This is a genomic window from uncultured Maribacter sp., from assembly GCF_963974015.1.
Taxonomy (GTDB): domain Bacteria; phylum Bacteroidota; class Bacteroidia; order Flavobacteriales; family Flavobacteriaceae; genus Maribacter.
The window spans coordinates 30,553-43,894 of the sequence record NZ_CAXBBZ010000008.1 but is presented as its reverse complement, the minus strand read 5'-3'; the positions used below and the strand labels follow the sequence as shown (position 1 = coordinate 43,894).

Annotated in this window: 14 protein-coding genes and 1 pseudogene; 2 read left to right on the top strand and 13 right to left on the bottom strand. The window is 36.0% G+C overall.

All coding sequences use genetic code 11. From position 1 onward, the window contains the following. Positions 1 to 3 precede the first annotated feature (3 nt). Positions 4 to 369: a DUF4870 domain-containing protein gene (locus AACZ41_RS12000; protein WP_339628723.1), complete on the bottom strand. Its 366-nt coding sequence runs from the start codon at positions 367 to 369 to the stop codon at positions 4 to 6. Positions 370 to 440: 71 nt separating this feature from the next. Next, the gene (locus tag AACZ41_RS11995; protein WP_339628722.1) at positions 441 to 848 is read right to left on the bottom strand and encodes a hypothetical protein; all 408 of its coding nucleotides are present in this window, start codon (positions 846 to 848) and stop codon (positions 441 to 443) included. 110 nt (positions 849 to 958) lie between these two features. Here AACZ41_RS11995 and mnmE point away from each other — a divergent pair, with 110 nt between their 5' ends. Next, complete coding sequence (gene mnmE / locus AACZ41_RS11990; protein ID WP_339628720.1) at positions 959 to 2,356, top strand: tRNA uridine-5-carboxymethylaminomethyl(34) synthesis GTPase MnmE; 1,398 nt, start codon at positions 959 to 961, stop codon at positions 2,354 to 2,356. 183 nt (positions 2,357 to 2,539) lie between these two features. After that, complete coding sequence (locus tag AACZ41_RS11985; RefSeq protein WP_339628719.1) at positions 2,540 to 3,673, top strand: site-specific integrase; 1,134 nt, start codon at positions 2,540 to 2,542, stop codon at positions 3,671 to 3,673. Here AACZ41_RS11985 and AACZ41_RS11980 read toward each other — a convergent pair. The 11 genes and pseudogenes from AACZ41_RS11980 to AACZ41_RS11930 form a co-directional block, all read right to left on the bottom strand. After that, entirely contained in the window at positions 3,666 to 5,393 is a 1,728-nt protein-coding gene (locus tag AACZ41_RS11980; RefSeq protein ID WP_339628718.1) for an efflux RND transporter periplasmic adaptor subunit, read from the bottom strand. The genes AACZ41_RS11985 and AACZ41_RS11980 overlap by 8 nt on opposite strands. Continuing rightward, positions 5,386 to 6,183, bottom strand: coding sequence for a hypothetical protein (locus tag AACZ41_RS11975; RefSeq protein WP_339628717.1), 798 nt, complete (start codon positions 6,181 to 6,183; stop codon positions 5,386 to 5,388). Before AACZ41_RS11975 ends, AACZ41_RS11980 begins: the two co-directional genes overlap by 8 nt. Positions 6,184 to 6,302: 119 nt before the next feature. Next, positions 6,303 to 6,791 (bottom strand): DUF305 domain-containing protein, encoded by a 489-nt coding sequence (locus tag AACZ41_RS11970; RefSeq protein ID WP_339628716.1) that lies wholly within the window; start codon positions 6,789 to 6,791, stop codon positions 6,303 to 6,305. Between the two features lie 22 nt (positions 6,792 to 6,813). Continuing rightward, positions 6,814 to 9,315: a heavy metal translocating P-type ATPase gene (locus AACZ41_RS11965; RefSeq protein WP_339628715.1), complete on the bottom strand. Its 2,502-nt coding sequence runs from the start codon at positions 9,313 to 9,315 to the stop codon at positions 6,814 to 6,816. After that, on the bottom strand, positions 9,312 to 9,512 hold the full coding sequence (locus AACZ41_RS11960) for a hypothetical protein (protein ID WP_339628713.1): 201 nt from the start codon (positions 9,510 to 9,512) through the stop codon (positions 9,312 to 9,314). The genes AACZ41_RS11965 and AACZ41_RS11960 overlap by 4 nt, the downstream gene beginning before the upstream one ends. A 138-nt stretch (positions 9,513 to 9,650) precedes the next feature. Next, positions 9,651 to 10,107, bottom strand: a pseudogene (locus AACZ41_RS11955) (heme-binding domain-containing protein). After that, complete coding sequence (locus AACZ41_RS11950; RefSeq protein ID WP_339628712.1) at positions 10,108 to 10,752, bottom strand: DUF3347 domain-containing protein; 645 nt, start codon at positions 10,750 to 10,752, stop codon at positions 10,108 to 10,110. Between the two features lie 71 nt (positions 10,753 to 10,823). After that, entirely contained in the window at positions 10,824 to 11,210 is a 387-nt protein-coding gene (locus AACZ41_RS11945; RefSeq protein WP_339628709.1) for a DUF302 domain-containing protein, read from the bottom strand. Positions 11,211 to 11,214: 4 nt separating this feature from the next. After that, the gene (locus AACZ41_RS11940; protein ID WP_339628708.1) at positions 11,215 to 11,403 is read right to left on the bottom strand and encodes an SHOCT domain-containing protein; all 189 of its coding nucleotides are present in this window, start codon (positions 11,401 to 11,403) and stop codon (positions 11,215 to 11,217) included. Between the two features lie 58 nt (positions 11,404 to 11,461). After that, the gene (locus AACZ41_RS11935) at positions 11,462 to 11,989 is read right to left on the bottom strand and encodes a hypothetical protein (RefSeq protein WP_339628707.1); all 528 of its coding nucleotides are present in this window, start codon (positions 11,987 to 11,989) and stop codon (positions 11,462 to 11,464) included. 58 nt (positions 11,990 to 12,047) lie between these two features. Further along, entirely contained in the window at positions 12,048 to 13,340 is a 1,293-nt protein-coding gene (locus tag AACZ41_RS11930; protein WP_339628706.1) for an APC family permease, read from the bottom strand. Positions 13,341 to 13,342: the final 2 nt, after the last annotated feature.

Here is a 13,342-nt window from a genome sequence, read left to right as displayed (position 1 = left end):
CTATTATGAGATAAATCTTATGGTACCAAAATAACTTGGTGACTCACCATTACTTGCCTTTACCGCATTTACAACTGGCATTACTACAGATAATACTCCTGCGAAAATTAATAATAAGATGCCAAGTCCGAACAACAATATACCAGGAATACCGATTATTAAATATAAGATTAAAGTTAGTTGAAAGTTAATGACAGACTTACCGTGCTCTTCCATGCCAATAACAGAATCTTTAGTGGTTAACCAGATTACCAAAGGCACTAACAAACCGCCAAACCCTGTAATAAAATCTAAGTATTGTGAGAGATGTGTAATAACTAAAAGATTACGATCCTCACGTAATGCTACACTATTATTTACTAGTTCCATTTTTGATTGATTTTAGATGAATACTATAAATATGACGCGTAAAAGTCAAATTTGTTACAAATTATATACTACTACATTTTTCGTTTAAGCTTTTTAAGTTTCTCTTGCTCCTTCATTACCTTCATTTGAATTCTAACGATTTTATCATCCATTTTCTGAATATCTACAGGTGATAAAGTACCTTTTAATTTTCCTTTTTCAAGTTGGTTTTGTAATTTATCTATTTGCCTTTCTTGTTTATCAATAGCCTTAGATTTCGAATTAACCTGCTTTTCTATCTTCTCTTTATTTTTTAAATCTTTCGCTTGTTTTTTTTCTTTCTTAGCTTTAGCCTCAGATTTATCTATCTTTCTTTTAACTAGTTCTATTTCCTTTTGTTGTTCTACTGTATTTTCAATAGTTGATTCATTAGAATCATCTTGGGCATACCCGAAAGAATATGTAAAAGCAAATACTAACAACACAATAATTTTCTTCATCTTATTTTTAAATATATACCAAACAAAATTACCATTTAATTGAATACAGCAATCAATTTGGATTCATAATAAGACTATAACACCTGTTATTAATTGATTATTTTTGCAACATGATTAAAGCAGATACTATAATAGCGTTAGCAACTCCTTCAGGTTCTGGAGCTATTGCCATTATTAGACTTTCTGGCCCAAATGCAATTTCAATTGCATCACGACATTTTGAATCTATTTCTGGTAAAGTACTAGGGAAACAAAAAAGTCATACCATACATTTAGGTTATATAAAAGACAGCTCAGCTGTTTTAGACCAAGTACTGATTTCTATCTTCAAAAATCCACATTCGTATACAGGTGAAGATATTATCGAAATTTCGTGTCATGGATCCCCTTATATTCAACAGCAGATTATTCAATTATTTCTCAGAAATGGTTGCAGAACTGCAGATGCTGGTGAGTTCACTTTAAGAGCGTTTTTGAATGGTAAAATGGATTTAAGTCAGGCCGAAGCCGTTGCCGATCTTATTTCTAGTGATAATGCAGCAAGCCACCAGATTGCCGTGCAACAAATGCGTGGCGGATTCAGTAATGAAATTAAAAATTTACGAGCAGAACTACTCAACTTTGCCTCTCTCATTGAACTTGAACTCGATTTTTCTGAAGAGGATGTAGAATTTGCAGATCGTACACAGTTTAAAGAATTGCTATCACGAATTCAAAAAGTATTGAAAAGCCTAATTGATTCCTTTGCTGTAGGAAATGTGATAAAAAACGGAATTCCGGTTGCTATAGTAGGTGAACCTAATGTAGGTAAATCTACGCTACTCAATGCATTTCTGAATGAAGAACGAGCTTTAGTATCAGACATTGCTGGTACCACTCGTGATACTATTGAAGATGAAATAGCAATTGGAGGAATTGGTTTTAGATTCATAGATACTGCAGGAATACGTGAAACAGAAGATGTTATAGAAGGCATGGGTATTAAAAGAACATTTGAAAAAATAGAGCAAGCCCAAGTTATCTTATTATTAGTTGATGGTTCAAAGCTTTTAACAGACGACCAAAAATTAAAAAACATTGTATTGGAGTACGAAAAGATTAAGAATCAAAATCCTCAAAAACCGTTAGTTCTGCTAATAAACAAAGCTGATACGCTTTCAGAAGCGGATAAAGAAATTATAGGTCAGTATTTGAACAATATTAATTACCTCTCTGCCAAAACTGGTGAAGGAGTAGAAGAATTAAAAAATAGCCTCTTAGAATTTGTTAATACCGGTGCCCTACGCAACAATGAAACGATAGTTACTAATACGCGTCACTATAATTCCTTACTTAAAGCTTTAGAAGAAATTGAAAAAGTACAAATTGGCATGAAAGAAGATCTTTCAAGTGATCTCATGGCTATTGATGTGCGTGAAGCGCTTTTTCACTTAGGAGAAATTACTGGTCAAGTAACCAATGATGAATTATTAGGCAATATCTTTGCTAATTTTTGTATCGGGAAATAAATAAGTATTTTATTTGGTCTCATATGGTTTTAAATGGTTTCATTTATCTGTATATCAAACAGTTGTTGAAAAGTATTTTTATTTTCTCTTTCTCTTAATCTCCTATTTTCATACATTTATTTCATCTAATTTTCACCTCAACGTAATTCTCAATAGTCGAGGTGAAAAAATTTCACCTCCATTATGAAAATAAATCTCAGAAGCAAAAAGATTAAAAACGAAAAGCTTAGTTTATTTATTGAATTTTATAAAGGGCATCACATCGATAAAAATGGTGTAAATAAATATGACCGTGAGTTTGAATACTTAAAACTTTATCCCTTAGAAAATCCCAACACATCTGAGGAAAAGAAAAATAATAAGGAAATCTACGAACTGGCAGATAAGATTCTTGCAATACGCCAAGCAGAATTCTATCAAGGTAAGTTCAAATTAAGGAATGATAAAAAAGGTCAAATAACCTTTTTAGAGTACTATGAGCAACTTAAAGAAGACCGCTTTGAAACCAAAGCGAATTATGGGAATTGGGATGCAGCCCTAAAACATATCGAAAAATATTGTCCTACCAATAAACAATTAAAGGATATTGACACCGATTTTGTTAAAGGCTTTAAGCGATATTTGAACACGAAAGCCAAAACTAAGAGTGGTACTCCCCTATCCCAAAATTCCAAGTACACTTATTTCAATAAGTTTAAAGCAGCCTTACGAGAAGCCTATACCGAAAACTATTTGGAACAAAATGTATTGCGGTCAGTTAAAGGTTTTGAGCAAGGTGAGTCTACAAGGGAATACCTTACCTATTCCGAATTACAGGCAATGTCAAAAGCAGAATGTAAGTATCCTGTACTAAAAAATGCTTTTATTTTTAGTTGTCTTACAGGTTTACGATGGAGTGATATTGATAAATTAAAATGGTCGGAGGTTCGCGATGAAGATACGGGGTCTAGAATTATATTTAGACAGAAAAAAACAGATGGACTCGAATACCTCTATGTTTCAGAGCAATCCAGAAAATTACTAGGAAAACGAGCCAACGAAATTGATAGGGTTTTTAGAGGCTTGAAATATGGTGCCGTATATAATACAGAAATTCTTAGATGGTGCATGAAGGCTGGTATTACCAAACATATAACTTTTCATAGTGCTCGACATACCAATGCGGTACTACTTCTAGAAAACGGTGCAGATATTTATACTGTATCGAAACGTTTAGGACATAAAGAAATCCGAACAACAGAAATCTACACTAAGATAATCGATGAAAAAATGAAGGAAGCGGCAAATCTGATTCCTGAATTAGATTTAGTTATTTAATAGAATCAACTACACTACCACAAGTCAACATTGCATCACCATAATAGGGATTGCGAATGTCTTTATCCGTGCTTAACCACACCGCACCCTTATTATTATTCGCCATAGGACATTTTTGCACGTATAATATCGGGGCAGAACCCTCAATGTTCATTGCTATGGGAATTATATTTTCATTAAGGCTTACAAAATGGTCACGTTGATTTTCTAGAATGTCATTTTCTACAATGGCATCTAGCATTTCAATAGTTTTATTTAGGTGTGCTTGCTCCATCTTTCCTAAACCACTAATATCTATTGATTGTAAGGACTCAGATGTCTCTTTCCCAAAAGCAGAAACTTGGATTACATCGCTTGCTACAAATGCATCTTTCATCTGAAGATAAGATTTGATTACCTTTTTAAAGTCCATCTGAAAACTTTTTGGTAATTCAATCTTCATTTGAGCCAATGGCTTTTGAGTTGTTTCTTTTTTACCTTTGTTCATCATTGATTTTTTGCCTTGTAATTGTGCTGCAGCATCGACTGAGAACGTGCCATTGATTACAATTTCGTCGCCATTTTCTATTCCTTCTTTTATAGTGTAGTTTTCTCCATTACGGTTCGCAATCACGATTTCACGCATTTCAAAAACGGGTTCGTTTAGATTCGTTTTTACATAAATTAACGAGCGTTCTCCAGTCCATAGTACAGCAGTTGCAGGGATAGAGACCAGCTTGTTATTTGTATTGGCTAATCCTTTGAGCTTTCCATTCACAAACATTCCAGGCTTAAATAAACCTTCCGAATTTTTTAGTGTTGCTCTTACCGTCACGGTTCTGGTTGCATTGTTTAATATAGGATCAATGAATGAAACCGTGGCATCGAACTCTTTGTTAGGGTAGGCATTGGTTACTATCTTGATTTTTTGCCCTTCGTTTACATTTGAAATCTGATTTTCATAAGCATCAAATTCTGCCCAAACCGAATTCAGATTACTTACGCTGAGAATAGACTGACCTTGTTTTACGTAATCGCCTTCTTTCGCAATAACTACTGCTACAGTTCCTGAAACGGTAGCATAAACTAGAAAATTATCTCGCACACTTCCTGATGCTTCAATAGCGTCGATTTGTTTGTCTGATAGTTTCCAGTTTTTCAATTTATTACGTACCGCTTTATACAAAGCTGGTTGTGATTCTTTTAAAGAGGCAGCTGTAATTAATTCTTGTTGTGCCGCTACAAGACTGGGTGCATAAATCGTGGCCAACAATTGCCCTTTATTTACTTTTTGACCTTCATAATTCACGTTCAATTTTTCAATACGACCATCAAAATAACTTGCTTGAACTGCTTTATTTTCTTCATTTTCGGCAATCTTTCCAGATAGTGAAATTATTCCATCTTCATCGGAGGCCTGAGTACTTCCCACAATAGTTGTTTGAATATTTGCAAGCGCCATTGCGTTCTCCGTCATTTTGATTTCATTTAAGGCAAGGCCTTCGGCACTAGTCTCAGCAGGAATCAAATCCATTCCACATATAGGGCAGTCGCCTGGCTCTGGCTGCATTATTTGTGGGTGCATTGAGCACGTCCACATCTGATTCTCAGTTGTTTCTAAATGATTATGGACGTCAGATATTTCTTCATTAGAAGTATTAGCGCCGTTTCCGAATATTAAATAACCACCCAATAGTCCTATCAGGACTGCGATACCGATATATAGGATATTTTTATTCATAGTTTCTATTTTTTAATTTTACTTTAATGGGATTCATATAATACATAAAACTTAACATGGTCAGAAAATAAATAATCGCAAACGCTGTAAATGTAGGGACACCTCCTTTGGTTGGTGAGACTGACAATGTATTTAAAGTCATGTTTACCATAAATTGCATTATCAAAATAACAACACCACTTCTAACCTGTCCATAAACGACAGCACACATACCTGCAATACCCATCAGAAATATGGATAAAGGCAATATTGGAATGCCAGGTAAAATGCCTTCGCCATGATGAATTACCGGAATCCACCATAAGGTCCAAAAAAAACCAACAATTAGACTTGCATAAAATGGTTTTGTAATTTTTGATAATTCTCGAAGACAATAACTAATCCATACCACTTCACCAAGAAAGGCCCACACCAATAAAATAAGACTAGTCTTTAAGTTTATAACCGCAATATCTAGTTTTAAAAACCTTGTAATTTCACCTCCATAATAAAGGCCTTTTAATAACACTGTAAAAGTGCCTACTATAAATGCGAACAGTAAACCAAACAAATACCACTTAGGATCGACTTTCCAATTTAACATTGGTCTGAATATATCTTTTACTCCCTCAATGCCTCTAGTGAATTTTACTATACAAAGTAATACTAACAAAAGAACACAAAAACGACCATGGATATATAGAAACCTGGGAACCAAGCCTTGGATTCTAGCGTAAACGTAAAATACATTAACCACTGGGCCAAGTACTAAAAATATCCAAATTTCATTTTTTTTTATAAACTCACTCATAGTGATTTATATTTTAAAAAATATTTATTTATTAATAATATCATTAGGTAACGGGGCTAAGAAAATTCATTCATAATTAGTAATATTCTTGCTATTAGAAACGGAAGTAAAATCGTAAATTAATTTTCTTGCAAACGCTTTATCATTGCCTTCATTTCTTCTATTTCCTTCTTTTGTGCTTTGATAATATTGTCGGCAAGTTGTTTCACTTCTGGGTCTTGAATGTCCGCTCGTTCACTTGTTAGAATGGCAATAGAGTGGTGCGGTATCATAGCCTTCATCCATAATATATCGCCTACCGTAGACTTCTGATCGCGTACCAATCCTAATGCACCTACAAATAGTACAATACTTCCAAGAACTATTGCTATGTTTTTCTTTTTATTTTGATACATATTTCGCATGGCTACAAACATTATAATAGCCATTGCTGCTATACCCAAACAGCTCATATAGAAACGTGTTAAGCTAAAGTAAACGTGGTCTATGGCGTACGTGTTCAAGTACATCGTAATATACATTGCAATGAAGGATGCTAATAGCATACCAACAAATTTTGTATAGTTATTCTTTCCTTTCATCTGGTTTTTATCATTTTCTGAATCCATCTTTTCTATTTTTAAAAAGTTATTAATTTATTGATTTTGTTCTAAGCCTCAGCGCATTTGCGATTACCGAAACCGAGCTGAAACTCATTGCCAACGCGGCAATCATTGGGGATAATAATATTCCAAAAAATGGGAATAACACTCCTGCTGCAATGGGTACACCGAGGGTATTGTATATCAAGGCAAAAAATAGATTTTGCTTGATGTTCTTCATTACGGCGTGGCTTAAATTCTTTGCTTTTACAATGCCGTGTAAATCTCCTTTTACAAGCGTAATCATGGCACTTTCAATTGCCACATCTGTTCCTGTTCCCATTGCGATACCTACATCACTCTTGGCAAGTGCAGGTGCATCGTTGATACCATCGCCAGCCATTGCGACTACTTTGCCTTGTTCCTGCAATTTTGTTACTTCTTTGAGTTTGTCTTCTGGCAACATACCTGCTTTGAAATCGGCAAGATTGAGTTCGCTCGCTACAGCTTGGGCAGTATCGTTATTATCGCCTGTTAGCATTATCACAGCGATGCCTTTATCTTGTAATTCCTTTATAGCTTGGGCACTTGTTTGTTTAATTTTATCGCCGATTACCACATAGCCGGACACCTCGCCGTCTATGGTCAGATAAGAAACGGTTTTACCTTGTTTTTGAAACGATTGCGCTTCGGCTTCCATTTTTGATGAAATGGTGGCCTTGGCATATTCCATCATTTTATCATTTCCTAAGGCTAACTTTTTGCCATCCACAGTTCCTTCTACACCTTTTCCAGTTACTGCGCTGAAGTTTTCAGTTTTTGACATTTCGGTTTTATGCTCCTTACCATATTTTACAGTAGCTTCGGCAAGGGGATGTTCGCTGGAACTGTTTAGTGATGCAATAAAATGTAGAATCTCGCTTTCGCGAAAGTGGTCTCCAAAAACTCCTATTCTCTCAACGGTTGGTTTCCCCTCTGTAATGGTACCTGTTTTATCGACTATCAAAGTGTCTACCTTGTCCATTTTCTCTAAAGCTTCAGCATTTTTAATTAATACGCCGTTTTGCGCTCCTTTACCAACACCTACCATTACGGACATAGGCGTAGCCAATCCTAAAGCACAAGGACAAGCAATTATCAATACCGCAATAGCATTTACTAGCGCATATACGTAAGCCGGTTCTGGACCCCAAATTGCCCATACTGCAAATGTGATTAATGAAATGATGACCACCACAGGTACAAAATATCCTGAAACGGTGTCCGCTAGCTTTTGAATAGGCGCACGACTGCGACTGGCATCGTTTACCATATGTATGATTTGAGAAAGTAAGGTGTCGCTACCCACTTTTTCTGCTTTCATTAAAAAGGACTGATTCCCGTTAATAGTTCCACTACTTACTTTGTCATTTTCAATCTTATCCACAGGTATCGGCTCTCCCGAAATCATTGATTCATCTACCGTTGTTTTGCCCTCTGTAATGCTACCATCCACAGGAATTTTATCGCCCGGTTTCACACGTAGAATATCTCCTTTTTCAATGGTATCAATAGAAACTTCTTCTTCGTTTCCATTTACTACTTTAATCGCTTTGTTAGGTGCGAGCTTCAACAATTCCTTAACTGCGGAATTGGTTTTACTGTGTGCACGGACTTCTAAAACCTGACCCATTAGTACTAGCGTCAATATGACCGTTGCAGCTTCAAAATAAACGTGTACTGCTCCAAAATCAGTTTTAAACTGCTCAGGAAAAAAATCAGGAAACAACATACCGAAAACACTAAATAACCAGGCCACGCCTGCGCCGATGCCTATCAGTGTGAACATATTTAGATTCCACGTTTTGATACTACGATACGCACGTTCAAAGAACATCCACGTAGCATAAAACACCACAGGAATGGATAACGCAAACTGAATCCAGTTCCACGATTTTTGTTCCATTACATCGTATAATGGATTAACGGGAATCATCTCGCTCATTGCTATTAAGAAAATGGGCAAAGTAAAAGCGACGGCAATCCAGAACTTCTTTAGTAACTTTTTATACGTCTTTTCTTCGGCGGAATTATTTACTTCCATTGGTACTAAATCCATCCCACAAATAGGACAAGCTCCAGGTCCATCTTTAATTATTTCTGGATGCATTGGGCACGTCCATTGTTCTGATGTTTTTGCGGACAGATTTTGTTCTTCCACTAAATCCATTCCGCAGACAGGACAATCGCCGGGTTTGTCATAGGTCTTGTCGCCTTCGCAATGCATCGGGCAGTAGAACGTGCCTGTTTCTTTGCCTTTAGGTTTTTCCTTTTTGGTTTCTTCGATTTTATGATGCTCTCCAAGTTTGTGAATACTGTAAGAGCCAGCATCATCCTGCATCGCTTTCTGAAACGTTTCAATAGGAATATGTGATTCCATTTCAATAGTTGCTTCTGCTTTCTCTAAATCTACGGAAGCCGTTGTCACGCCTTCTACTTTGGAAAGTATTTGCTCTACGTGATTGCGACAACCGTTGCAGGTCATTCCGTGTATGTGATAGGTGTGTTTCATTCTGCTTTTTGATTTAAATTTTCCTTAAGCTCAAGATAATCCTCAATAGAAATATCGCCCTTAGCATAACTTTTTTCAAGAATTTCAAGAGTACTTTCGATTTCGGTTTCTTCAAAATCAGTTCTAGTAGTAAACCAGAATAGTAAAACCGCGCTGACTACTAATACAAAAACGATTAACCAATTATTTATCTCCATTATTTTTAAACTAAATTGAAATTTCTAAACTTTTACAGCTATCAATCTTTTTCCTTTTCGATATTTATTTGTGCCTGATTAAGGAAGTGACTCAACACTAACCATTAATAAAAGAAATCCACTTCCTATATCAGGGCTTTATTTTATACCATCTTTTAAACTCATCATGTAATTAATTATCATCATTTTATCCTTTTCCGAAAAAATGGCATCACTATGGGTAAGCGTATAGCTAAAGAGTGGCATTTCAACATTCTCAACCTGTTTTATTATAGATTGAAGCTTACTAATCTTTCTTCGGTTAGAATAGGAATCCCACTCGTTAAAATTCAATTCTTCCTTACCATACTTAACATGGTCTTCCAAAAACCAGGCAACCGGTTGTACCTTATTGTACCATGGATATTGAGAATTATTACTGTGACAATCTTAACAGGAAATTTGCAACTTTTCTTTAATTTTTATCGGCACAAAATTCACCAACATAAAATCAGTTTCTGGTGTTATATCGCTTTGGTTGATTTCCTTGGGTAAAAATTGTATCGCCACAAGAAAAGACCAATGCAATTATTGCAATGATTATCAAAAACTTCAATTAATTGATTTCTCGATTTACCTTGCCACAGGTTAACATTTTGCTACCATAGTATGGGTTTCTTATTTCTTCTTTAGTACTCAACCAAGCTGTACCACCATCATACATAGGACAAAATTGCTCGTAAAGTTTTATTTCTGTTCCTATAATGGCGACCATATCAGTAACATCCTTGCTCAATAGCTTAAAGTGCTCTCTCTGGTGTTTGATATCACTCTCGCCAATATGTTCTGCATGTTCCTTGACATTCTCAATAAAGTCCTTCAATTCCTCATGCTGTGCAGTGGGAAAAGAACCAACGTTAAAATCCTTTAAAGCCGAAACCATCCTTACACCTGCTTTCGCTGCGGCATCTTTATCATCGGCCACTAGCGCATCTTTCAGTTTTAAATAATCTCCTATAATTTGGGAGGACATCATCGAATACTGGTCCGTGGACATCATACTTTCAGAGGATTGCATGTTGTCTTGGTCCATTTTTAAATGACCCTCCATTTCATCGTCCATGTGCCCATTGTCATCCATATATTCGGATTGGTGCCCATCTTCAGTATTTGCATCCTTTTGAATGTTCTTACATGATGTAGCACTAAGAACAGCCACTGTCATTGCCAATATTCCAGTTGATATATTCAGTTTTCTCATTTTATTTAATTTTTGAATTTATATTTATACTTATTACTATTAGTCCTTGTTATTTGATATAAGTTGAATTCCTAAAGTCTTTCAATTACCTTTTCTAATTTTGCGGTTATTTCATGAGCTATTTTCTTCAATGATTCGTTTTCGACCGATTTCATGGATGCCATAGGGTTAACGGCTGCAACTTCAACAACTCCTTTTGAAATTTCTTGTACGATTACATTACACGGCAACATGGTTCCAATTTTATCCTCGGCTTTCAATGCTTTATGGGCATAGGGTGCATTACAGGCACCCAGTATCCTATATTTCTTGAAATCCACATCCAGTTTCTTTTTCAAGGTTTCCTTTATATCTATTTCGGTCAAAATCCCAAATCCTTCCTTTTTTAATTCTTCGGTAACCCTTTCGATTACACTATCAAAATCCTCGTTCAGCGTTTTATTGAAATAATATTTCATCTTCTTAGTTTTTAGAATTAATAGCTCGTTTTTGTTCTTCGTATTCGTCTTTCGATATTTCGCCCTTTGCGAAACGATTGTCAAGGATATCCAAAGGATTTTCCTTTCTTCTATCGTTTCGAATGCCACCCCCTCTAAAAAGGAATGCCAATATCAAGATAACCGGTATTAGTATCCACCACCACATCATCATATCTGTATCATTTTGATTGTTAAATTAAGTGTTCACATTGCCAATGAAATTCTTGAATTTACTGCTCTTTATTCTTCATTTTTTCTTTCATTTTCTGCATCATTTCTTTCATCATTTCGGGGTTTTCATCCATCATTTGAGACATTCTTTTCATCATTTCACTTTTCATTTCATCATTGTGGTGGATTTTATCCATCAATAGCTTTCGGCCTTTTTTGCTCTCTATCATTTTATTGAGCATCTTATCCTGCATTTTCTCCATCATTTCAGGATTTTTTTCCATCATTTGCTGCATATGGGATTGCATTTTTTCTTTCATTTCAGGATTTTTCTGCATCATCATTTTCATATTTCCCGATTCCATCTGTTCCATATGGGTTTTCATCAATATCTTTATGGCAGCTTCATTCTTTCGTGCCGCACTAATGAAATTCGTCAACTGAACAGGGTTTGAAATGATTTCCTGATATATGGCATTTCTATTTTCTTCAACTTGCAAGGTCTCCGTGGCATTGAAAGTTGATTTGCATCCCGTAATCGTTCCTAAGAATCCGATTACCATTAAAATTTTTACTGTTGTTTTCATGTTTTTTAATTTTTAGTTAAATAAATTATTCATACTGAGTCCAATCTTTTCTTTCACATTAATCTTTATTTTTCAAAAACCATTTTTCCCCTGTAAATATGAGTACCATCAATACTGCCGCCACAATAACCACTAGTATATCGCTAGATGCCTTGATCCACAAGAAGGCTCCTAGTACAATAAGGTCGAGAAAAATAGCGGTTCCAATTACCCAGGACTTTACCTTTATATCCTTTTTAAGATTTTTTAATATGCCAAAATGGATTCCGATATCCATAACTAAATAAAGGATTGCTCCCAAAGAAGCGATTCTCGACAAGTCGAACAAAACAGTCAACGTAATCGCCAAAACTATGGTGTACACTAGCATATGCCTTTGTAAATCGCCTGACATACCAAAATGATTATGTGGTATAAGGCCCATATCCGTGAGCATGGCCGTCATTCTGGAAACCGCAAAAACGCTTGCCACGACTCCAGAAATTGTAGCGACAATGGCAATGCCTACCGTAAACCAAAGACCATATTTACCAAATGCAGGTTTAGAGGCCTCAGCTAAGGAGTAATCTTTAGCCTGTATGATTTCAGTTATCGACAGGTTCGAGGATACTGCAAAAGCAACCAAAAGATATATCAACGTGCAAATAGCCAACGAAATGATAATTGCCCTGCCCACATTCTTTTTCGGATTTACAATCTCGCCCCCACTATTGGTTATAGTGGTAAAACCTTTGTACGCCAATATGGATAATGCCAAAGCCCCAAAACAACTTGTGATGGGATATTCGCTCAAATCGCTGGATGGAATTACTTCCCCAAAAGAAAATCCCGCGGCCCAAAGTCCGCCTATGGCGAAAATGGAGATTCCACCAATCTTCAGTATCGCCATAACCAATGACGATTTGCCGATAACATTGTTACCCGATATATTTATTAGGAATGCAACAATCAAGAGTAAAACCCCTAATACCGGAACCCATATGCTATTGTCTCCCACATCGAACAATTGTAATGTGTACGAGCCAAAAGTACGTGCCACGAGGCTTTCGTTGATGACCATTGAAAACGCCATCAATAGTGCTCCAGAAGCAGTTAATGCACTCTTGCCATAGATTTTTTTCAAATAATTTGTAATTCCACCGGCCGAAGGATAGGCATTAGACATTTTAACATAGGAATAGGCACTAAAACCCGAGATAATTGCACCGACCAAAAATGCGATGGGAAACCATTGCCCGGATAGCTCGGCCACTTGGCCCAACAGCGCAAAAATTCCTGCACCGATCATTACACCTGTACCCAAGGATACGGCTCCGGTCAAGCTCAGGCTATTTTTTTTGTATTGTGCCATAT